This is a genomic window from Methanoregula sp. (genome assembly GCF_041663825.1).
Classification (GTDB): Archaea; Halobacteriota; Methanomicrobia; order Methanomicrobiales; family Methanospirillaceae; genus Methanoregula.
In genome coordinates this window covers 39,870-62,864 of record NZ_JBAYLY010000017.1, presented here as the reverse complement: position 1 = coordinate 62,864, position 22,995 = coordinate 39,870, and the positions used below count along the sequence as shown (strand labels likewise).

General features: G+C 50.8%; 20 protein-coding genes and 3 pseudogenes. 21 read left to right on the top strand and 2 right to left on the bottom strand.

What is annotated here, in order from left to right:
- The 8 genes and pseudogenes from WCX19_RS09085 to WCX19_RS09050 form a co-directional block, all read left to right on the top strand.
- Positions 1-308, top strand: a pseudogene (locus tag WCX19_RS09085) (hypothetical protein); the annotation flags it as partial.
- 60 nt (positions 309-368) lie between these two features.
- Positions 369-638, top strand: a pseudogene (locus tag WCX19_RS09080) (PKD domain-containing protein); the annotation flags it as partial.
- A gap of 36 nt (positions 639-674) precedes the next feature.
- On the top strand, positions 675-3,467 hold the full coding sequence (locus WCX19_RS09075) for a PKD domain-containing protein (protein WP_373007327.1): 2,793 nt from the start codon (positions 675-677) through the stop codon (positions 3,465-3,467).
- Positions 3,467-4,897, top strand: a complete 1,431-nt coding sequence (locus tag WCX19_RS09070) for a response regulator (protein WP_373007325.1) — start codon at positions 3,467-3,469, stop codon at positions 4,895-4,897. Before WCX19_RS09075 ends, WCX19_RS09070 begins: the two co-directional genes overlap by 1 nt.
- Positions 4,894-6,780 carry a PAS domain S-box protein gene (locus WCX19_RS09065; RefSeq protein WP_373007323.1) on the top strand — a complete coding sequence of 629 codons (1,887 nt, stop codon included), beginning with the start codon at positions 4,894-4,896 and terminating at the stop codon, positions 6,778-6,780. Before WCX19_RS09070 ends, WCX19_RS09065 begins: the two co-directional genes overlap by 4 nt.
- Entirely contained in the window at positions 6,777-7,751 is a 975-nt protein-coding gene (locus tag WCX19_RS09060; RefSeq protein WP_373007321.1) for a response regulator, read from the top strand. The genes WCX19_RS09065 and WCX19_RS09060 overlap by 4 nt, the downstream gene beginning before the upstream one ends.
- A gap of 750 nt (positions 7,752-8,501) precedes the next feature.
- The gene (locus WCX19_RS09055) at positions 8,502-9,266 is read left to right on the top strand and encodes a hypothetical protein (protein ID WP_373007319.1); all 765 of its coding nucleotides are present in this window, start codon (positions 8,502-8,504) and stop codon (positions 9,264-9,266) included.
- A gap of 271 nt (positions 9,267-9,537) precedes the next feature.
- Positions 9,538-10,267: pseudogene (locus tag WCX19_RS09050) on the top strand (transcription initiation factor IIB); the annotation flags it as partial.
- 169 nt (positions 10,268-10,436) lie between these two features.
- Here WCX19_RS09050 and WCX19_RS09045 read toward each other — a convergent pair.
- Positions 10,437-11,570 (bottom strand): hypothetical protein, encoded by a 1,134-nt coding sequence (locus WCX19_RS09045; protein ID WP_373007317.1) that lies wholly within the window; start codon positions 11,568-11,570, stop codon positions 10,437-10,439.
- Positions 11,571-11,575: 5 nt separating this feature from the next.
- Positions 11,576-12,766 carry a tubulin/FtsZ family protein gene (locus WCX19_RS09040; RefSeq protein ID WP_373007315.1) on the bottom strand — a complete coding sequence of 397 codons (1,191 nt, stop codon included), beginning with the start codon at positions 12,764-12,766 and terminating at the stop codon, positions 11,576-11,578.
- A 202-nt stretch (positions 12,767-12,968) separates the two neighbouring features.
- On the opposite strand from WCX19_RS09040, the gene WCX19_RS09035 reads away from it, so the two are divergent.
- The 13 genes from WCX19_RS09035 to WCX19_RS08975 all read left to right on the top strand — a co-directional run bounded on the left by WCX19_RS09035 (position 12,969) and on the right by WCX19_RS08975 (position 22,810).
- On the top strand, positions 12,969-14,195 hold the full coding sequence (locus tag WCX19_RS09035) for an NAD(P)/FAD-dependent oxidoreductase (protein WP_373007313.1): 1,227 nt from the start codon (positions 12,969-12,971) through the stop codon (positions 14,193-14,195).
- Positions 14,196-14,912: a glycosyltransferase gene (locus WCX19_RS09030; protein ID WP_373007311.1), complete on the top strand. Its 717-nt coding sequence runs from the start codon at positions 14,196-14,198 to the stop codon at positions 14,910-14,912.
- Positions 14,896-15,867 (top strand): lysylphosphatidylglycerol synthase transmembrane domain-containing protein, encoded by a 972-nt coding sequence (locus WCX19_RS09025; protein ID WP_373007309.1) that lies wholly within the window; start codon positions 14,896-14,898, stop codon positions 15,865-15,867. The genes WCX19_RS09030 and WCX19_RS09025 overlap by 17 nt, the downstream gene beginning before the upstream one ends.
- Positions 15,857-17,857 carry a DUF2298 domain-containing protein gene (locus tag WCX19_RS09020; RefSeq protein WP_373007333.1) on the top strand — a complete coding sequence of 667 codons (2,001 nt, stop codon included), beginning with the start codon at positions 15,857-15,859 and terminating at the stop codon, positions 17,855-17,857. Before WCX19_RS09025 ends, WCX19_RS09020 begins: the two co-directional genes overlap by 11 nt.
- Positions 17,858-18,007: 150 nt before the next feature.
- Positions 18,008-18,376, top strand: a complete 369-nt coding sequence (rpl7ae, locus tag WCX19_RS09015; RefSeq protein WP_292370270.1) for a 50S ribosomal protein L7Ae — start codon at positions 18,008-18,010, stop codon at positions 18,374-18,376.
- Between the two features lie 9 nt (positions 18,377-18,385).
- On the top strand, positions 18,386-18,595 hold the full coding sequence (locus WCX19_RS09010) for a 30S ribosomal protein S28e (protein WP_373007307.1): 210 nt from the start codon (positions 18,386-18,388) through the stop codon (positions 18,593-18,595).
- 5 nt (positions 18,596-18,600) lie between these two features.
- Positions 18,601-18,792, top strand: a complete 192-nt coding sequence (locus tag WCX19_RS09005) for a 50S ribosomal protein L24e (RefSeq protein ID WP_373007305.1) — start codon at positions 18,601-18,603, stop codon at positions 18,790-18,792.
- An 8-nt stretch (positions 18,793-18,800) separates the two neighbouring features.
- The gene (gene ndk, locus WCX19_RS09000; RefSeq protein WP_373007303.1) at positions 18,801-19,253 is read left to right on the top strand and encodes a nucleoside-diphosphate kinase; all 453 of its coding nucleotides are present in this window, start codon (positions 18,801-18,803) and stop codon (positions 19,251-19,253) included.
- A gap of 50 nt (positions 19,254-19,303) precedes the next feature.
- Entirely contained in the window at positions 19,304-19,954 is a 651-nt protein-coding gene (locus tag WCX19_RS08995) for a MarC family protein (protein ID WP_373007301.1), read from the top strand.
- Complete coding sequence (locus WCX19_RS08990) at positions 19,954-20,160, top strand: hypothetical protein (protein ID WP_373007299.1); 207 nt, start codon at positions 19,954-19,956, stop codon at positions 20,158-20,160. The genes WCX19_RS08995 and WCX19_RS08990 overlap by 1 nt, the downstream gene beginning before the upstream one ends.
- 18 nt (positions 20,161-20,178) lie before the next feature.
- Positions 20,179-20,976, top strand: coding sequence for a nitrilase-related carbon-nitrogen hydrolase (locus tag WCX19_RS08985; protein ID WP_373007297.1), 798 nt, complete (start codon positions 20,179-20,181; stop codon positions 20,974-20,976).
- Between the two features lie 53 nt (positions 20,977-21,029).
- On the top strand, positions 21,030-22,235 hold the full coding sequence (gene thrC / locus WCX19_RS08980) for a threonine synthase (RefSeq protein WP_373007295.1): 1,206 nt from the start codon (positions 21,030-21,032) through the stop codon (positions 22,233-22,235).
- On the top strand, positions 22,172-22,810 hold the full coding sequence (locus WCX19_RS08975; RefSeq protein WP_373007293.1) for a DUF5803 family protein: 639 nt from the start codon (positions 22,172-22,174) through the stop codon (positions 22,808-22,810). The genes thrC and WCX19_RS08975 overlap by 64 nt, the downstream gene beginning before the upstream one ends.
- Positions 22,811-22,995: the final 185 nt, after the last annotated feature.

The window sequence follows — 22,995 nt, the reverse complement described above, 5'->3', positions numbered from 1 at the left end:
CCGGGTTCGTTAGCGGCGCAACTGCGAAACTGACAAAAACCGGTCAACCTGATATTGCGGCGACTGATGTAACGGTTATTGATTCCACAAAGATCACCTGTATGTTTAATTTAGCCGGAGCGACGGTCGGGCAGTGGAACGTCAACGTCACCAACCCGGACGGCCAGACCGGGACGCTCACGAACGGATTTACTATCACCAGTATCACACCGGCCCCGGTCGCAGACTTTACCGGAACCCCCACAGTAGGCACAGCACCGTTACTCGTGACATTCACCGACCGTTCAACAAGATCCCCTACGAGCTAGAACTGGTCGTTCGGTGATGGTGGCACGTCAGCCCTCCAGAACCCGGTACACACCTATTCGGCAGCCGGTAACTATACCGTCTCGCTGACCGCCTCAAACGCCGGGGGAAGCTCTACTATGACCCGGACCAGGTACATCACCGCATTTTCATCTGCACCGGAAGCATCTTTCAACGGAACCCCCACAGCAGGCACAGCACCGTTACTCGTGACATTCACCGACGGTTCAACAAAATCGCCCACGAGCTGGAGCTGGTCGTTCGGTGATGGTGGTACGTCAGCCCTCCAGAATCCGGTACACACATATTCGGCACCCGGCACTTACTCCGTCTTGCTGACCGCCTCAAACACTGGGGGAAGCTCTACCATGACCCGGACCAGGTACATCACCGCATTTTCTTCTGCGCCGGAAGCGTACTTCACCTTTACTCCTACTTTCGGCACAGCTCCGGCACTTGTGACATTCACCGACAGTTCAACAAGATCCCCTACGAGCTGGAGCTGGTCGTTCGGAGATGGTGACACGTCAACCCTCCAGAACCCGGTACACACCTATTCGGCACCTGGTAACTACATCGTCACGCTGACCGCAACGAACGCTGCGGGGAGCAATATCATAACACGGACCTTCGATGTATATACCACTTCGCCTGTCAATGTAACGGTAGCGAACTTCACCGCAGTACAAACAAGCTATACAAACCTGACTATTGTAACAAGTTCCGCAAGCTCGATCAACGCGACGAGCTGGAACTGGTCGTTCGGTGATGGTTATACGTCAACGCTCCAGCACCCGTTACATACCTATTCGGCACCCGGCACCTACATCGTCTCGCTGACAACGACAAGCAACGAAATTTACAGCAGTACCCCAACAAAGGGTAGAAGCAACGCTGTACCAATGGTTACCAGCAGCACTATCACAATGCACATTACAGTATATGGTTTAGCTCCGCAACCGGACTTCACCAGCAATCTCACAAGCGGATCAGTTCCGTTACCCGTAAAATTCACCGACAGTTCAACAAGATCCCCCACGAGCTGGAACTGGTCATTCGGCGATGGTGGCACGTCAACGCTCCAGAACCCGGAACACATCTATTCGGCACCCGGCACCTACACTGTCTCGCTTAAAGCAACGAACACGATCGGAAATGATACCATAATACGGACCGGCTATATCAAGGTATCAGCCTTTTCGCCGGAAGCGTACTTCACCGGAACCCCAACGGCAGGACCCGCACCGCTACCCGTGAAATTTACCGACAATTCAACAAGATATCCCACGAGCTGGAACTGGTCGTTTGGCGATGGTGGCACGTCAACGGTCCAGAACCCGGAACACATCTATTCGGCACCCGGCATCTACACAGTCTCGCTTAAAGCAACGAACGCGATCGGAAGCGACTCCATAATACGGACCGGCTATATCTCAGTAACAAACGTCACGTCAGCACCCACGGTCACCGGCATAACTCCATCATCAGGATTAAATAATGGAATTGTGAGTATTACGAACCTCGCAGGAACTGGATTCTATGGAACTCCTACCGTATACCTGGTAAAGACCAGTCAGAGCAGCATCATTGCGACTGATGTGAGGGTGGTTGATTCTACAAAAATTACCTGCTCATTCAATTTAGCCGGAAAACCAGCCGGACTCTGGGACGTGACGGTTGTCAACCCTGATGGTCAGCAGGGGTCGCTTGTCGAGGGATTCATGATATCTGCCACTCCCCCCACCCCGACACCCACTGAAGGTAGCGACGACACCGTACCGGTTCAGTCCGGACAATCCGGCAGCGGCACGGCGATCGCAAACGGAGCCCCGGCGGCTCAGACCGTCAGTTATTCGTTTGGCATCCCCTCTTCCACCGATCCGGTTTCGATCCAATCTGTATCATTCGTACCCAACAGGTCAATCTCCCAGTCCCAGTGTGTGGTCCAGCAGCAAGAACCGTCATCCGCAATTGGTCTCACGGGTAGACCTGCGGCATACGAGAAGATTGAGATCGCTTGGATCAATCCGAATGTAATCACATCCGGGACGATCCATTTCAGCGTACTCGGGTCATGGTTGAGAGAGAAACATATTGACCCTGCCAATGTGGTGCTGCTGCGGAACCATGATCTCGTCTGGACTGAACTCCCGACAACGTTTGAATCCACGAATGGGGATATCCATTATTATCAATCCGATACCCCCGGTTTCTCGTACTTCGCAGTCTCTGAAAGACTGCCGGCACCTACTGTAACAGCAACTCCGCAGGCAGAGGTATCCCCGGCAGTTAAAGTACAACCGGTATCGCCCTCTGTTACAGTAACTGCAATCACAACCCCGGATATAACAAAGCCGGCTCCAGCCAACGAGGGCGGTTCTCCCGTGGTATACCCGACTCCTGCACCATCACCATCAATCATTCCGGTTCCAGCAATTATCCTACTCGCTGCCGGAATTATCCTGATTTGTGCAGCCGGAGTCAGATCTCTCATCATCCGAAAAAGACCGCACAAGACCCGAGTCCTCATCGTTGACGATGAACCGGATATTGTCGACGTCTTCTCCTACCTCCTGGAGGAGAATGGATACGACACAATAAAATCTTCCAGCGGAGGGGAGTGCCTCTCGCTGCTTGCTGACAAGAAAAACCATCCGGATGTCATCCTTCTCGATATCATGATGTTTCCGATGGATGGATGGGAGACACTGGAGAAGATAAAGAAGGATCCGGTGCTCCGGAAAATCCCGGTGCTGATGCTTACCGGAAAACAACTGTTGCCTGAAGAAGCGAAACGGTACGGGATATGCATTGAAGACTATATCCCCAAACCCGTCACGCCTTCCGAGTTGTATGCTGCAATTGAGTATACCCTCAATCGGAAGAAGAAGATTGAAGGGGAGATCCAGATGGCACTACGGGCAGGGACCGACAAAGCCCTTGTATGCGAGTATGCCAGACTCACCAAACGGGTTGACGTAGACAAAAAACTCGTCAACCTCCTCAAAACAACATATACCAAAGTGGGAGAGACAGAGCAGGGAATACTACGGAAAATTGAGGATATGGCGAATGATATCCAGCAGAGTGAAGAGAAGTTGATCCTGCTCCAACTAAAAGTCCTCGTATCCCCGTCATCTGGTAGTCGGAGGTCATTCTAATGGGCAAGTACAGCATCCTCATAGTTGAAGACGACCTCATTGTAGCCGAAGACCTCAAAATGACGTTTACCAATCTTGGCTATGATATAAGTGCAATTGCCAATACAGGAGAACTTGCCATTGAGCTTGCCAGATCCAGATCTCCTGATCTCATCTTAATGGACATCATGCTCGCAGGAAAAATCGATGGTATCACGACTGCCGAACAGATCAGTGAAAGGCTGGATATTCCGGTCATCTACATCACTGCATATGTCAACGAAACGTTGCTGCAGCGGGCGAAACTGACCTCCCCGTATGGCTATATTATCAAACCCTTCAATGATCGGGAGCTCCAAGCCACCGTCGAGATGGTGCTGTATAAGCATACTCTCGACAGGAAACTAAAAAAAAGCGAGGAGAACTACCACACCATCTTTGATAATGCCGTTATGGGGATATATCAGGTTTCCCTGGAAGGACGGTTTTTATCTGCTAATAATCATGCAGCCCGAATCCTCGGGTACGCGTCTGCAGAGGAACTCATTCAATCGATAACGGATATTAATACGCAGATTTACCAGGATCCAAAAACCAGAGAAGTTGCAAAGCGGATTTTCCTGGAAAAGGGAGTCCTTGAAAACTTTGAGGTTCCCTGTCGACATAAGAACGGACAAATAGTATGGGTTTCAATCAACGCACGACTTGTCCGTGATGCGGAGGGTGCTATTCTGTACCTTGAAGGAACCAGTCAGAACATCACCCAGCGCAAACGGGTGGAAGATGCACTTGCTGTAGCGAATAAGAAACTTACCCTCTTTACCAGCATCACCCGCCACGATATCAACAACCAGCTTGCGGTAGTGCAGGGATACCTTTCAATACTGGAAAAGAAGCAGACCGATCCCACACTCAATAATTACTTCGGGAAGATGAGCACTGCCGCAAAAAGAATCTTCACCATAATCCAGTTTACAAAGGAATACGAGAGTCTCGGTGTCAATGTTCCTGCTTGGCAAAACTGCCGTTCCCTTGTAGACACTGTGGCAAAGCAAGTTCCCCTCGGACAGGTCATAGTGAAGAACGATCTCCCCACTGGGACAGAAGTGTTCGCGGACCCGCTCATCACTAAGGTCATTTACAACCTAATTGACAACGCCCTCCGTTACGGGGGTAACCAAATGAAGACGATTTGTATCTCTTCGCAGGAGTCAGATGCAAGCCTCACGATCCTCTGCGAGGATAACGGTGTAGGGATCACCGCAGAGAACAAAAAGCACCTCTTCACGATGGGATTTGGGAAGAATACCGGGTTCGGGTTATTCCTCTCCAGTGAGATCCTCGCGATCACCAGTATCACGATCACCGAGAATGGCACTCCGGGCAAAGGGGCACGGTTCGAGATTACGGTTCCGAAAGGGATGTGGCGAACCGCAGGGGATGGTGCATGATGGCAGCAGCAATTCGGGTTCTCTATGTCGATGACGATCCCTCCCTTCTCGATATTGGCAAGTTAATGTTGGAACAATCCGGAGATTTCACGGTAACGACAGCACTAAGCGCACCTGAAGGGTATCGATTGCTCGAACAGGAGAAGTTCGATGCGGTCATCTCCGATTACCAGATGCCGGAGATGGATGGCATCCAGTTCCTTGTTGAGGTTCGGACTCGTTTTGGACTGATTCCATTCATCCTGTTCACCGGCAAGGGCAGGGAAGATGTGGTCATCCAGGCGATCAACCGCGGAGCAGACTTCTATCTCCAGAAATGTGGGGACTCAAGCGAGGAATTTGCCGAACTCTCGCACAAACTCAAGCAGGCTGCCTCCTGGAAAATGGCAGATGATGTGCTTAAGAAAAACGAGGAGACCTACCGGCATGTGATCGGACACTCAGATGAGGCAATTGTCGTTGTGCAGGATGGGATGCTGAAGATGGTCAATCATCGAGCAATCGAATTCACCGGATATTCAGAACAGGAACTTCTCTCAATGCAATTTCCTGTGCTTATACACCCTGACGACCGTCTCATGATGGTGGAGCGGTACCAGCAGTGGGTGAAGGGTGAGGAGTTACCCTATCGCTACACCTTCCGGTTGAGTCCAAAGGATAGAAGCACAAGGTGGGTTGAGCTCAACGTCGCCGCGATAGACTGGGATGGACATCCTGCCACACTGAATTTCTTAACCGATATCACCGAGCGCAAGCAAACTGAGTTGGCGCTGCGGGAGAGTGAGGAGAGGTACCGTTCTGTTGTTGAAGACCAGACTGAATTCATATGCCGGTTTACTCCTGATGGCATACTCACGTTTGTAAATAATGCGTACTGCCGGTATTTCAGCCTTGAAAGAGACCAATGCCTCGCTCATCCCCATTACATTGTATTGTCCCCCGAAGAGAGCAGTCGGGTAAAAAATCACCTTGCCTCGCTCACGCCACAGAATCCGGTTGCCACAATCGAACACCGGATCCTTATGCCCTCGGGAGAAGTCCGCTGGCAGCGATGGAGCGACCGGGCAATTTTCGACAAAGAGGGTCATGTAATTGAATACCAGTCTGTTGGAAGGGATATCACCGAACAAAAGAAAGCAGAAGAAAAGATCAAGACTCTCACCCGGGAACTTGAATCCCGTGTTTTGCAGCGCACAGCAGAACTTGAGAATGAGATTGTGCAACGGAAAGCCGCAGAAGCAGCGATTACGTCGACCCTGCATGAGAAAGAAGTCCTCCTCCGGGAGATCCACCACCGGGTGAAAAACAACCTCCAGATTATTACGAGTCTGATCCGGCTCCAGAGACAGCAGATCACGGATGTCAGTACAATCCATACCCTGCAGGACAGCGAAAGCCGCATCCGCTCGATGTCGCTCGTGCATGAGAAACTCTACAGTTCCGCAGATCTTGCCTTCATAGACTTTTCGGATTATATCGACATGCTTGCCACAAATCTCATGATCACGTATGCCACGGACACCAAACGGATTCACCTGAACATTGATATTAAAAATGTTTCTTTGGATATCAACAGGGCAATTCCCGTGGGACTGATTATGAATGAACTGTTGACAAATGCACTCAAACACGCATTTCCCAAAGGACAAAACGGGGAGATCGCCATCATTGGCAGACGCACCGCTGCCGGTATTACTCTATCAGTGCAGGACAATGGTGTGGGACTGCCGGATGGACTGGACTGGAAAAATTCTCCTACGCTCGGACTTCACCTTATTCTCACTTTAATCCAGCAGTTAGAGGGTAGCATTGAACTGAACCGCACCGGAGGTACCGGGTTTGAAATGACCATACCGTTAGCAAGGAAGGAGCCCTCTGAATGACAAAAACACAGGTTCTAATCGTTGAAGACGAGCTCATTGTAGCCGAAGACCTCAAAATGACGCTTTCCAATCTCGGCTATGATACGATTGGAATTGCTAATACAGGAACACTTGCCATTGAGATGGCCAGGTCTAGGCATCCTGATCTCATCTTAATGGACATTATGCTCGCAGGAAAACTCGATGGTATTATGACTGCCGAACAGATTAGCGAAAAGCAGGATATTCCGGTCATCTACCTCACCGCATATGCCAACGAGGCGTTTCTGCAGCGCGCAAAACTGACCGCCCCGTATGGCTATATTATCAAACCCTTCAATGATCGGGACATCTATTGTAATATCGAGATAGGGCTCTTCCGGCATAATATGGAAAAACAGATTAAAAAGCGTGACGCGATCCTCTTTGCCATTGGGTTGGGAGTCGAGTGGTTCCTACGACAGTTCTCAGAGAAACACCACATAGAGCGCAATGAGGGGGGGCGTAAAACGTCAGATGATTGTTTTTCGATCCTTGAGCAACTGGGAAATGCGATGGAGCTTAATCGTGTCGCACTGTTTAAGGTTTTTAAAAAGCCCCACGACATGTACACCCTCACGATGATGGATGAATGGTTTGTGGATACTGCGTTCCCACTCAAGGGCAACCTGGCAGTTACAGAATTGGATCACAGCAGGATTGGGCTGGACACTCGTTTTTTTGAGATTTCACAGGGAATACCGGTCACTCTTACGATATCGGATTTTGTCAGTAAGGACCGGGAATTTTTTAAACAATATAATTTCTCATCCCTTGCTGTCTTACCCATCCGGGTACAGGACATGCTGTACGGTCTGATACTCTTTATTGATAGCAGCGAGCGATCATGGTCCGATGAAGAGCTTGAGGCTATGAAGATCTCGGCAAATATTATCGGCGGTGCAATCGGTCTGACAGCCGCCCCTTTAGTGACGGACAGGAAGAGTAACTGATAGTATCGGCAAGTTCCTCTATGTCGATGACGATCCTTCCCCCCTCAATATCGGCAAGTTGATCCTGGAAGAATCCGGAGATTTCACAGTAACAACAGCACAAACGCACCCGAAGCGTCCCGATTGTTCGAACAGGAGAAGTTCGACGCGATCACTCTCGAAAACTTCCGGCACCGGGAACCGGAACGAACATTCATTTCCTCCCACGGTACTGATATGAAAATTCCCCCACAACTGGGGCTCCATAATGAACCTCTGTACTTCTCAAAATTCTCCTTTGCAAACACCAGAGTTTTTGATAGGACTTGCCGAAGCGATTCCTGGTCTATTGGGGGTACCCCCCTCCTGCCAACCCGGGGTAGCACCCTCCGCTCCCAAAAATGAGAGGTACCCTGACTCCCCGATCGATTTTTTAAAAGCATGATCTCCCACCCCGCTCTTGTGGCCCGGGGGTGGGGGGTACCCCCTCCTGCCATAAAGGGAGGGTGGCGGCTGCCAAAAAAGGGATACTCCCGCTCCCAGATCTGGCTCATACGAATTTTTGGTAGTTGTTCTTTCAACTTAAAAATAGAGAAGTACTGATCCTTATCGTTAAGATAATCTTGAATAAAGTCATTCACTGACATTGTTCTGATCTCCTTTGTTGGTTCATTAGAGATCAGGGCGTTCTCGATTTTACAGCAAATTGTTTACACGATCTCGGTATGTCAGCGAACAAACTGATAAATATTGCAAAATTAATATAGCGGTATGGATGACAAATATGGCACACTACTCATCGGTGGTATTATATTAGTTCTCATAAGTAATACAATTGCCATTTGGTCCATGGCGTCGATTGTATACGGGCAGGACTATATGCAGAAATCTTTTTCTTCGCTCAATAATTCCACTGCCCTAGTTTCAACGGAAAATAAGACGCCCGCCATGCAGGTAACTACCATTACGCCGGACGTGACCAACATACCGGAGCCCATAAAAACAATTACAATACCCGCCCCTGAAAAATCGGAAACGCCAAGCATTATTTCTATTGAGACACCGAAAATCGTTCAGACCCCCACCACAGTAGATATATATGAGTCATCGGCTACGAAATCCAGCATAACGAATTCTGACTACATTACCATCTATTCAATCGAAAACCAGATCATTAATAACCTGTCGCCCGATGTTTCTGTCAACCTGAAAAATCCCCCCCTCATCCTCGACTATACTGTTACGCCTTTGAATATTACCGAAATCGAGTTCGTAGAGTACAAAGTGATCGATACCATGCATTACGAGAACATAACCATCGACCGCCCGTACGAGGGCTGCTGGTTTGAAGTTACTGTTACTGATAAGAACACCGGAAAGATCGTCCTTGAAAAGGGATATGGGAGACAATACGGTTTAATCCCCACACAACACCTCCAGGTCCTCGAGAGCGGCAATTACTTTTTCGATTTTTCCGGACAATTCACAAGAGTTACACTTACTATGAAGGTGCCACGACAGGGGAATTTCGAGTAACTTTTTTTACTCTGTTGAATTTCTCAAAAGACTAAAACACAAATGTTGAGACCAATTTTTTGAGGATATAGAATATCATTTTAATTTTGATCTCCTTGGTTGCCCGCCAGACGAAAAAAACAGACGACCCGGCCTACCTTCAAATGGGTCTTCTTCAGGTTCAGGAATGTCAGGGAATTTTCTGCAGTGAATGGGGAGCAACGGATGACTAAAAACCGCTAATATGGCTGATAAATTATGGAAAATTCTTCATTTGCTTGGACCGGTGCAACCGATGACCTTCACGATCCATGACAAGGGTCTCTCAACCATGATTGACTGGCGCAACAGGGACTCGTTCGGCAGGGAGATCTCCTCCAAGAACCGGGCCCAGCTATATCGTCTCCGTAAGTGGCAACGTCGTATCCGTGTCAGCAACGCGACCGAGCGGAACCTTGCATTCGCACTCGCGGAACTGGACCGCATGGCCTCCGCACTGGGCCTGCCGCGGAACATCCGTGAGAGATCCGCTTTAGTCTACCGCAACGCAGTTGACAAGAACCTGATCCGCGGCCGGAGCATCGAAGGGGTTGCAGCAGCATTGTTGTATGCCGCCTGCCGGCAGTGCAGCCTGCCCCGAACTCTCGATGAGATTGCGGAAGTATCCCGTGTCTCAAGAAAAGAGATCGGGAGGACCTACCGGTTCGTCTCCCGTCAGCTTGGCTTAAAAATCCTCTCGACATCGCCCATCGATTATGTTCCGCGTTTCTGCTACGGCTCACGTTCAAAGGAGAAGTGCAGAGCCGTGCGGTCGAGATCCTCCGGAAGGCTGGGGAACGCAAGCTCACAAGCGGCAGGGGCCCGACCGGGGTTGCAGCGGCCGCAATTTATATGTCGTCAATCCTTGGTGGAGAACGGCGCACCCAGCGCGAAGTGGCAGAAGTTGCCGGTGTCCCGAAGTTACCCTCAGGAACAGGTACAAGGAACTGGCAGAGAAACTCGGTATTGAGATCATTCTCTGATCCCCAATTTTTATTTGAGCTGTTCTCACTCTTTTTTTGTAATAATTTTCTATAAATCGATCGAGGTGCTCATAACAAACCTGCCAAAAAAGTGTTTCTGGATTTTCTTTTTAGAAATTTTTAATATTTTGATCTTTCTAGTGATACCTGACATTTAAATATATAAACCTTAACCTAATTCATCCCAGCGGGCGCGTTTACGGTAAATGATGATACCGACAATAATTAAAACGACGGCTATTACCCCTACAATAATAAAGATAACACTGGAACTGAAAATTGAACCAATTGAGCCAAGCCCCGCAAAGGGATTCCATGTGGCTTGTATTGAGGCCTTGAACGTAAGCGCATCATTGTAGGATTCATTTCCTTTTGAGTAAGCATCACCAGCTTTTGCGCGGGCCTGTGCAAAGTTTCCATTGGTCAACGCATCGTTTGCTGCTGAGATATAACTCACCGCAACTTCCCTTTTCGTGATAATCTCCGACAAACGGGCATCAGTTGACGTACTTGTGTTGCCTTGGAAATAAGCAATCAGTGAATCTACATTATTAATAGGTCCCTGTGCTTCAGAGATATCTTTTTCAGCCCAAGCTTTGTCAAGGAGGGTCCCGCCATCAGAAATCGTGGATATCGCTGTATTGATGTTATTTAATGCGTCGCTGTATTGTGTCGAAGGTAAAGACTGGGCTGAAGTTATCTTGGCCTGGGCCTCGTTATATTTTGCTTCAGCCGCAGATGTATCTATGTCCAATGCCGCTTTTTCATCAATTTCAGTCCTGAACTGGCTGAGTTGTGATTTTGCATTTGCAATGGCGGTTGTAACATCATTGGTATTGACAACCATAACGCTCTGCGTGTATTTCGTATCACTCGCGTGACCATTTCCATCCACGTCACTAATCTGGATTAATGTCTGATTTTCGGTCTGCGTTACCGCGGGGGCAGTCCCTTCCAATGTTACTGTGACAGATACATCGTCAGCCGATTTATAGGTCAGTAAAAAACTGTTAATTGTTACCGTCTTTGTCCCGGCTTCAGTAAGTCCATTCGCAACACCGTTCACATTAATAATGTAAGACCATTTTGGTTTCTCCAATTGAGTATACATCTGGAGAGAGTTTGCTGATGTTGACCCACTTGGCATCTGTATCTTCCAAGATAGATCCACAGTAGTTCCCGGAGTCAGGGAACCACTCGGGCTGATCTGCATCGAGTTCACCGTATATGCCAAGGATGCTGCTGGTACTATAATTAAAAACAGGACCGCAATCCAAATCAATCGTGTCAATCCCTTCATCATCAACCTCACTCAAACAACGGTTCGATACCTTCCTCAAACATAGTTGATTTCTTCTCCTTGGATTTAATAACCTCTTCTTTTGTTTCCTTTGCAATGTCCAGGAGTTCCTTGATACGGGGGGCGTTGCCAACGGTTGCGAGCATCACAACCGCTGCGACATACTCGCTGTTTACCGGGTAGTCACCCCCTCTGACTTCAACACCGGCAATATTCTCTTCCACCCAGCTCTTGGCTTTTTCGACGCCTTTCCGGTCCATCTCGTCCGGGGGTCCTGCAATAAGAACCAGCGCACGCTCTGCAGTTGAATAATCACAGGGTAGCGTAAGACGGCCCAGCATGGCACGGCGGACAAGGCCAACTATCTTTGCCGACCTGTCTTCCCCCATGAGCACTTCCTCATTTGCCTCCTTTTTACCGCCAAATTTATCCTTGATGTTTTCCTTGAGGCCCCCGAAGATTCCCCGCTGCTGCTTGGTGCGTGTACTGAGCACTTCGCTGACGGCATAACCGACCGAAGTAATACCCCCCCCGCGAAGGGTGTTGATGATCTCACTTGAATCCACCACCATCTCACCGACACCCGCCCGACCTACTTCACCTGCGCGGAAGAGAATTGCGAATCTTCGGACAACTTCGTTGTTGAGGCGCGTAAACGCACTCTTGACACTTTCCCCCTCGTTTTTCCACGCACTATTATCAAAAATGAAGGTATTATCCGCTTCGTTTACCAAGGTCGTAAGACTGCGTGCTGCATTGTAGGAGTAGAGCCGTCCTTCTTCCGGTGCCGGAATAATTCCCAGTGCATACACCGGCTCCCGGTAGATCCGTTTCAGGTGACGGGCAAGCACCGGGGAACCCCCGGATCCGGTACCGCCTCCCAGTCCGGCGACGATCACGAATGCATCAATATCATGCGTTCCGCGAGTATCAACCGCATTAATAATACTATCAATTTCATCCGCAGTAACCCGGGCTCCGGTCACGTTATCGGTACCTACGCCATGACCTTTCACCAGCGTCTGCCCAATGAGGAGGCGATCTTTCATCTCAATGGTTTTAAGGCCCATCAGATCGGTCCGTGCGGTATTGACAGCAATCCCCCGGAAACTGTTGGTCCCGAGCTTCTTGTCCTGTTCAAGGAACATGTCGACAATTTTGCCCCCCGCCTGACCAAAACCAATGAAAAAGACTCGCATCTGGTTACACCCTCCAATGGGCTAACGGATATGTATTCTCTTTTAATTCTTTTAAGTTCTTTGTTTTAAGAAGTTTAAATTCGACAGTACAAAAACTTTCTTATAAATTCTCGTCTTGATCCGTCGCATATTTTCCAGAAGGGTTCCGGAGCCTTTTTCATTTGATTCCGAACAAATAATACCGGTATACCGGTAACGCACCATGAAAATTGGAATACTCGGGGGGGGATTGTGTGGGCTTGTTGCTGCCCATACGTTGTCCGGGGAGCACGAGGTTGGACTGTTCGAGAAGATGCCGTTTCTGGGAGGTTGCCTCTCATCATACCACATCGATGATTACTGGATCGAACGGTATTACCATCACTGTTTCTCTGATGATCAACAATTTCTTTCCCTCATCCACGAGCTTGGGTTGTGGGATCGATTTGAATGGCATTCAGGAAGCACCGGCTATTTTTCCCGGGATACAATATACCCCCTCACGACCCCTTCACAGATCCTGCGATGGCCAGAACTTTCGCTTATCGATAAAGCAAAACTTGCGTGGCTTGTGTTGAGGGCCAAAAAAATAGATATTCTTCCCTTGGATGACATCCCGGCCGAAACCTATATTCTCGAACATCTCGGCCCCTGGATATATTCATCGTTCTTTGAACCTCTGCTTCGGAGCAAGTTCGGGAAGAACCGGAGCAAGGTATCAGCCGCCTGGCTGATCAGCCGCATCGCTATCCGGTCAAACCGGGGCGTTTCCGGGGAGCACCTTGGATACCTGAACGGCGGGTTTCATCAGGTTATTGACGGGCTTGAAAAATCGATTATGAGTAAGGGAGGGAAAATTAACCTGCAAACCCCGGTCACATCCATCTCCAGAAAAGATGGCCGATGGGAGGTAAATGGAGAGTGCTTTGATACAATCCTGTCCACCCTCCCCCCACAGGAACTCGGGAACATTTCAGGCCTTATGATGCCGGAAATCCCGTACCAGGGGGCTGCCTGCATGACACTCGGTATCGAACGTGATGTCAGCGATGGGATATATTGGATCAACATGAAAGATGATGGGCCATACGGGGCAGTTGTGGCACATACGAATTTTGTCCCGTGGGAACGCTACGGCGAGCACATCGTCTACCTCGCTTCGTATTTCAGCGGTGCCGTTCCCGCACGGCTCGACCAGAAAATGCGGGAAGACTTCTGTACCCGGTTTGGCCTTCAGGAGCGGGAGATCCACTGGAGCCGGATGGCAGTCGATCCCTGGGCCGGGCCGGTCTACACAACCGGTTTCCGTTCCCTTATCCCGGCATACGAAAAACACGGTATCTATATCGCCGGTATGTTTTCTGAGGAGAACTACCCTGAGCGAAGTATGGAGGGCTCGATCAGAGCGGGCTACCGGATTGCCGGATGTATTCAGAAGAAGGAACACTAAATGGCCGTGTCAGATGTCACTGCAATTATTCCGGTTTTTAATGACCGGCCTGCACTCGAACGTGCGATACCCGTATCTCTTGAGATACTCGCTCAGATCACGGATGAATTCGAGATTATTGTGGCCGAGGACGGGAGTACTGACGGGAGCGCAACATTTGTGAGGGAGTATGAAAAGAATTCATCCAAGGTCCGGTTGCTGCATAGTGACGAACGCCTCGGACGCGGAACAGCGCTCAACCGGGCGATCCGTGAGGCACAGGGATCGATCGTCTGCTACTATGACGTCGATCTTGCTACCGATATGCATCACCTTCCCGAACTGATTGAGGCGATACGATCGGGTGCTGACATCGCAACCGGTTCCCGGCTTCTCCCGGAGAGCGATATACGACGTACGGAAGGCCGCGAGATCGCAAGCAGGTCATACAACATCCTTGTCCGTGCCATCCTCGGCAGCCGGCTTTTTGACCACCAGTGTGGTTTCAAGGCATTTAACAAGGCGAAAATTCTCCCGATCATCTCTACCATACGATCAAACCACTGGTTCTGGGATACCGAACTTTTAGTCCGGGCACAACGAAGAGGTTACACGGTCACGGAGTTTCCCGTCCGCTGGCGTGCAGGGAAAGGAACAACCGTCCGGTTAAAGGACGTATTTGGGATGGGATCATCTATCCTGCGTCTCTGGTGGCAGATCCATGTATCGAAAGATTAGTGCAATCCTGATCCCGACCCTGATCGCCGTCGGGATCATTGTGTATATGCTCTACCGGGTCTGGGATGACTTGCTCACCGCACTCCAGCACATTGTTCCTGCCTACCTGGGAATGGCACTTGTCATCTGCCTCGCTGCATGGTGGCTGCGCGGGTGGCGGTATCACCGGATTCTCTTAAACCTCAATTACCGGATCAAGGTTGCCGTGACTACTGCCTGTGTTTTTGTCAGCCAGACCGTCAACCTGATTGTTCCCGCCCGTCTTGGTGATTTTGTCAGGATCTTTATTCTCAAACATGATTACAAAACAACGTACTCGGAAGGCATCTCCTCGATCGTGGTCGAAAGGGTCTTTGATATCATCACGGTTGCACTGCTCGGAGCGGTCTCCCTCTTCTTTGTTCTCAATGTCCCTACCTGGTTCTATACTGTCATCATCATTCCCCTTGCAATCGGGTTCGCATTCTTTGTGTTCCTGATCTTTGTCGGAAAACTGACAACAAAAAACAAGTATATCGGGTATATCCTGACAATGCTCGATGAGATCCGGCGGGCTTCGCTCACCCTGCGTGCCATCGTGATCCTGAGTATCACTTCGATCGTGATCTGGATACTCGATGTTCTGGTCTGTTATTCGGTGGTCGGTATGTTCGAGCAGCAGATCCCCTTTGCAGTTGTCGTACTTGCCATAGTGATCGGGAACCTTGTCAAGGCAGTACCGATCACTCCGGGGGGGATCGGGACCTATGAACTGGCAGTTGCTGCAACATTTGAGATCGCAGGAGTCGCTCCTGCCGAAGCATTCCTGATCGCTGTGATCGATCATCTCATCAAAAACCTGGTCACCCTTGCCGGCGGTATCGTCTCCATCTACTATCTTGGAGACTGGGTGATCCCGACCATCAAATCAGCCCTCAGCGCAAAACTGAACGGGGGAAAGACCCCTGACCCCTGATTATCAGGCCCTGTCGGTTGCCGGCTGGCTGCTGGTTATAAGTTTTTTACAACTAGCGCTCTATCCCACCCTGAAAAAATGCCTGCGGCAGTACGCATTCCCTGCAGCATTTGCCGCATCGCTCCTCATTTTTACCATTCTCACGTGGTACTGCGGCCTTGCCCGTTTCCCGGTTCAGCTTGCGCTTGTACCATTTGTCCTGCTTTTTACGTATCACCTTTACCGGCGTGATTACGCATGGAGCGAACTCAAAAAAGAGTGGCGCTGGGAACTGGTATTCCTTATCTTTTTCTTCCTGATGCTCACGGTCAGGTTTGTCAACCCGACGATCTCCTATGCAGAGAAGTTTATGGATCACGGTTTTCTCGCATCCGTGATGTTAAGCCCGGTAGTACCGCCACTCGATCCCTGGTTCGCGGGGGGTACGCTGGATGTTTATTATTATCTGGGCTACTGGCTTTTTGGCTGCCTCGGCATAGTGAGCGGCGTGCCCTCGAATATTGCGTTCAACCTCTCCCTGCCGACAGTACTTGGTGTCGCGGCTGTAACCGTGTACGCAATTGGAACGCTCTTACTCGACCGGATCCGCTGGCTACCGCTCGTCATCTTCATCCTCCCCAACCCTTCATTTTTTTACCAGATCATTATCGGAAAAGGACTCAACTCAGTGCTTTGGGACAGCACCCGGACGATCACCAACACCATCAACGAGTATCCCCTTTTCTCTTTTACCTGGGGGGATCTCCATCCCCATGTCATCTCGATATTTAACCAGGTATTTTTGATTTTCCTGCTGCTCTACCTGTACAAACACTGGGAGTCACTCGAATCAAGAGATAAATGGATCGTGTGCTGCCTTGCCGCACTCAGCCTTGGCTCCATGCCCCTGATCAACACATGGGATGTACTCATCTACGCGCCGATTACTGTGATCTTTGCCGCGTTGATCATCATGCGGGGCAGGAAACAGGGTCTGGGGCTCTCTTCGTGGGGCCATCTGATTGCAATCCCGCCCCTTGCCATTCTCATTTACCTTCCTTTTTATCTGATGCTTAAAACGAGTACCGGGGGGATCACAATCGTAAAAACACCATCAGATCCCTTCCAGTTCCTGCTTGTGAACGGCTGGTTTATCGCCATCTTCCTATTGCTTCTCATAAAAGACATACGGGAGCGGCCGTACCTTTTGCTTGTCGCAGTACCGTTTATCCTTGCCGGGTACACGGCTGCTGCAATTGCTGCCGTTCCCCTCCTCTATTTCATTGTAAAAAAGGAGCACAGCCTCCCGAAAATACTTGCCATTTTAGGGCTTTTGCTCCTTATCATCGTAGAACTGTTCTACCTCAAGGACAATATGGGGGATACCTATTTCCGGATGAACACCGTCTTTAAGTGCTACCTGCCGGCGTGGATCATCCTTGGCATCAGTGCATTTGCGATGGCGGGCGCATGGCTCGCCCGACCCGGGCGCGTGCCGGTCATGCCAGCAAAAAAAAGCGCAGTCCTTGCAACGCTTGTAATTGGCATCCTGTTTGTCACGCCTTTTTTGGTTCCCCTCGATCTCAATTACGGGAGCCGGTCTCTTGACGGGCTTGCTTACCTCGATACAGCGCACCCGGGCGATGCGGGAGGTGTTGCATACCTCAGGAACCTGACCGGGAATGACCGCATAGTCGAGGCTGAAGGTGGCGACTACACTTATTATTCCCGGGTATCCTCGTTCACCGGCATCCCTGCGATCATCGGCCAGCCGTTCCACGAATTCATGTGGCGCGGGGATACAACCGGGTGGTACAGTACCCGGCTTGTCGATATCAGGTCAATCTATGAAAAGCCGGATCAGACTGTTGCCTTAATGAAAAAATACAATGCAACCCTTCTCTATGTCGGGGATCTGGAACGGGATACGTATACGGTAAATCTCCCGGCAAGTGGGCTTATAAGAGCATATTCTGACCGGGGCACTGACATCTACCGTCTTGCCGGGTGATGCGCACCGGCCTTGATATGAATGATGCCGGGCCGAGGGTATCGCCACTGTTCGCAAACCTTTATTTCTCCTCCTGATGAAATGATATGGCTGCATCACTGCTACTGATGAGTAATGAAGGGGCAAAAAGGCTCCTGAATGAGGTGAGTTATGGCAAAAGGATACGTAAAAACCGAGGCTCCAGAGGAGCTCCAGAACAAGGCGCTTGAAGCCCTTGAAGTTGCAAGAGACACCGGAAAAATCAAGAAGGGTTCAAACGAGGCAACAAAAGCCATCGAACGCAGCGCTGCGCTGCTTGTTTTAATCGGCGCTGACGTTGAACCCGCAGAGATTGTCATGCATCTGGCTCCACTCTGCGATGAGAAGAAGATCCCCTATATCTTCATCAACAAACAGAACGACATCGGTGCCGCCAGTGGCCTTGACGTCGGTTCTGCCGCCGCAGCGATTGTCAAGCCCGGCAAGGCAAAAGAAGTGATCGAGGATCTCGCCAAACAGCTGGTTGCCTTAAAGGCATAAGGAGCAATCATGGCAGACGACGCAACGCCCGCTGAAGTCATCGAGGTCGTCGGTTCCACCGGTATGCACGGGGAAGCGATGCAGGTCAAGTGCCGGATCCTTGATGGCAACAACAAGGGGCGTATAATCACCCGCAACACGGTCGGCCCTATCCGGGAAGGAGACGTTATTATGCTCCTTGAAACCGAACGCGAAGCAAAGAAAATGTCGAGGCGGTGAATCCCATGGTCGAACAGCACATCTGCAGTTTCTGCGGTTCACCGCTTGAGCCGGGCACCGGCAAGATGTTTATCAAAAAAGATGGTACGATCTACTATTTCTGCAGTGCCAAGTGCCAGAATAACCACAATCTGGGCAGGGTTCCCCGCCGGGTTGAGTGGACCGCTGCAGGGCAGAAGGGTGTAAAGAAGGAGTGAATTTAACCATGGATCGCACCTTTGTGATGGTCAAGCCGGATGGCGTCCAGCGTGGTCTTGTCGGGGATATCGTCTCCCGGCTTGAGGCAAAAGGTCTCAAACTCGTGGCAGCCCGGTTCGAGAAGCTGCCCGAAGCCCGGGTCACCGAACAGTACCGGGAACACCTTTCAAAGCCGTTCTTCCCCTCCATGAAGACCTATATCATGGGAGGCCCGTGCTTCCTGATGGTGTGGGAAGGCCGGAATGTGGTTGCGATCGTCCGCAAAGTAATCGGGGCGACGAATCCGCAGGAAGCGGCGCCCGGTACCATCCGGGGAGATTTCGGGATTGATATCGGCAGGAACGTGATCCACGCGTCCGATTCTCCCGAGAGTGCCGCCCGCGAGATTGGTATTCATTTCAAACCCGCAGATGTATTCGCATACACCAGGATCGACGAATCCGTGTTATACGAATACTAAGTTCTTTTTTTACCAATACTTCTATTACCCATAAGAACCGTTTCTTCTTCATGGCCGGCGACCTGATCAGTTTCTCCCTGCTGTGCCTCTCTTCCCTTATCATTATCGTCAACCCGCTGGGAGCGACGCTGACTTATATATCGCTCACTACAAACCTCGAAAAGCCGGTAAAAGTGCAGATCGTCCGGGATGCGTGTACGATTGCCCTTATAATCCTCGTCATTGTGGGCATCACAGGGACGGTAATCCTCCAGGTCTTCGGGATCTCACTCGAAGCATTCCGGATAGCCGGGGGCATCCTGCTCTTTGGGATAGGCATGGAAATGGTCTACGCAAAAACCTCCCGGACCAAGCTCACGGCGACTGAAAAATATGAATCTAAGGACAACGAGGATGTTGCCGTGATGCCACTTGCCATTCCCATGATCGCCGGCCCCGGGGCGATCACTACCACCATTGTCCTGACGAACGAAGCAAAGGACATGCCCCCTCTTGTGTGGTTTGTGATCTTTGCGTCTATCGGAATTGCAGTCGGGATCACCTATTTTATGATGCGGCACGCAGATTATATCATACTCAAAGTCGGCCAGCGACAATACCGGGTGATCAACCGGTTGCTGGGAATACTGCTTATGGCTATTGCCGTTCAGTTTGTAATTACGGGGATAAAAACCGCATTTCCGCTCATGGGAGGATTATAATGTCAGACTGGGACATTACAACGGTGGGTCTGATTCTTGTCGGGTGCAGTATCATAGCGGCAGGAATCATTATAGGTGCCATACTCCTTGGATTTTTCCATTCATTAACCCCGTTCCTGTTGCTCACTGCAATCGTGCTCGTCGTAATGGGCGCCGCCCTGATCCTGTATGTTGACCGTAAATCCCGGCAGGAACACGGATCCTGATTTTAAGGGAGTCGGTCGATGCGATGCTGCAGTGCCCAGATTGATGGGGTCTGGGAATCACCGGAACAGACGCTTGAAACAGCAGAACCGGTTTTTTCTGATGCTGCCCGGGCCGGGGCTGCATTAATCTCGTTTCCCGAGCAGTTTCCAACCGGCTGGGACCCTGCATCGAATAAAAACAGCGAGGATCTTGCTGGCCCGACGGTGACCGGACTCAGGAGACTGGCAAAGAAATATTCGATCAACGTCATCGGATCGTTTCGTGAAACATTCTCCCCAAAACCGAGGAACACATCAATTGCAATCGGGAACGACGGTGAAATCCTTGCAACCTACGCAAAGATCCACCTTTTTACGCCCGGTATGGAAGATCGTACATTTACTCCGGGTGTCAGTCTTGCAACATTCACGATTGAGGGGGTGCATTTCGGCCTTGCAATCTGCTATGACCTCCGATTCCCGGAGCTCTTCCGATTGTACCGACGAAAAGGAGTACACGCGGTCATTGTCCCATCAGCATGGCCAAAAAGCCGGCTACGGTACTGGGAACTATTTATCCAGTCCCGGGCGGCAGAGAACCAGATGTATGTCGCAGGGGTGAATACGACTGGCACAAATCCCGTCGACCAGTACTCAGGTGCGTCCATGACCGCCGATCCTCATGGGACGATCATTGCCCGGGCCGGTACGGGAAACGAACTCTTGTACTATGAAATTGATCCCCAGTTTGTCAAACAAACCCGCCGGGACTTTCCCGTGGAAAACGACCGAAAGGATGCGTTGTATATCTCCCTCATGAGTGAGCAGACAAAGTAACTGTCCCGCCTTTAACGCTCGCCTATATGTACCCGGAAAACCAATACTTGTCCATGTACCATCTCGTATGCGTTCACTGCGGTGCCACCTATCCCGCTGACGAGATCATCTATAACTGTAAAAAATGCGGCCACCTGCTGGCGGTAAAATATCCGCTCGATGAGATCACCGTAAAGCGGGCTACATGGGACGCCCGTCCGCTCTCGGTCTGGCGCTACAAGGAACTGCTCCCGGTGCATATCGAACCTGTCTCCCTCCACGAAGGCGGTACTCCACTCTACCACTTAAAGCGTCTCGGGGACGAGATGGGCCTCAAACATCTCTACGCCAAGCACGAAGGCATGAACCCTTCCGGTTCATTCAAGGACCGGGGGATGACAGTCGGTGTCTCGATGGCACTCCAGCTCAAGAAGAAGAGCGTCGCCTGCGCGAGCACGGGAAACACCTCGGCAAGCCTCGCGGTCTACGCGGCAAAGGCCGGGATCCCGGCAGTCGTACTCCTGCCGGCGGGACACGTAGCGGTCGGTAAGATCGCGCAGGCGCTGATGCACGGCGCAAAAGTCATCTCCATCCGGGGTAACTTCGACCGTGCTCTCGAAATGGTTCACGAGCTCTGTCTCACCCACGGGCTGTATCTCTTAAATTCGATCAACCCCTACCGGCTGGAAGGCCAGAAGACCATCGGGTTTGAGGCAGTCGACCAGCTGGGCTGCGTGCCCGACCGGTTTGTGCTCCCTGTGGGCAATGCCGGGAACATCTCCGCCGCCTACAAAGGACTGCTCGAACTTGAAGCCCTCGGATTTATTGACACTCTGCCAAAGATGACCGGTATCCAGGCAGCGGGATCGAGCCCGGTGGTCCGGGCAATCAAAGGCAACCTACCCGAGGTCGTGCCCGACCAGAACCCCGAGACCCTTGCATCGGCGATCCGGATCGGCGCGCCGGTGAACGCGGAGAAGGCGCTTGTGGCCATCCGCAAGACCGGAGGGACGGCTGAATCGGTAACTGATGATGAGATCCTTGCGATGCAGCGCGACCTTGCACGGAAAGAAGGTATTGGTGTCGAGCCTGCATCAGCCGCATCGGTGGCCGGCATCCGCAAACTCGTAGAGATGGGCGCTATCGACCGCGACGAAAAGATAGTCTGCGTTGTGACCGGCCATCTCTTAAAAGACCCGGACACGGTGATCAAACAATGCGAACCCCCAACCGAGATCGACGCCGATTTGCCATCATTGCTCTCTGCGCTGCACTTATAATTACGCTGGCCATCCCTTCAGCGGGAGCACTCAATGCCACGTATCAGGTGCTGCCCAACGGTACATCGTATACCGCATCGGTCGATCTCGCGGGTGCGTCAAAATACATGTTTGCCGATACGGGTATACTCGGCGAGAATGTACCAATTACTGTCACTAATGTGACCTTGATCGCTGAAAACGGCACTCCTGTAAACTTCAACTGGACAATCATGTGGAGTGCCCCCTCGGTGATTACATTCCCAAAAGGGAATTACACGGTCACGTATATTGCACCCCTGCACGACAATCATCTCCAGGGAAATTACCTCTCGCCGTACAGTGTGAACGTAACCATGCCCGGAGAGTATGACGTGCGAAACCCGCTCCTTGCCGGAATAAGTACGGGAGCGAATGTGACCCGGTTTCAGGACAATTCCACGCAGGTGACGTGGAATAAAACGATGTCGTTCGATCTCCGGTTCTACGACCAGAACCGGGAAGAACTGCTCTACATGTTCGCCGAGTTCATGGTTATCCTTGCGGTAATTCTGTTGATGCCGTTTTTGTTGATGAGAAAGCCGCCGCAGAACTAAACCCGTTCCGGTGACCCGGGTCTGTTTCTTTTTTAGTTCCAGTACTTCTCTAATTTTCCTTTGCAAACATCAGAATTTTTTAACAGGACTTACCGAAGCGATTCCTGGTCTATTGGGGGTATCGCCTCCTGCCAGCCCGGGGTGGCACCCCCCACTCCCAAAAAGGAGAGGTTCCCGACCCCCCG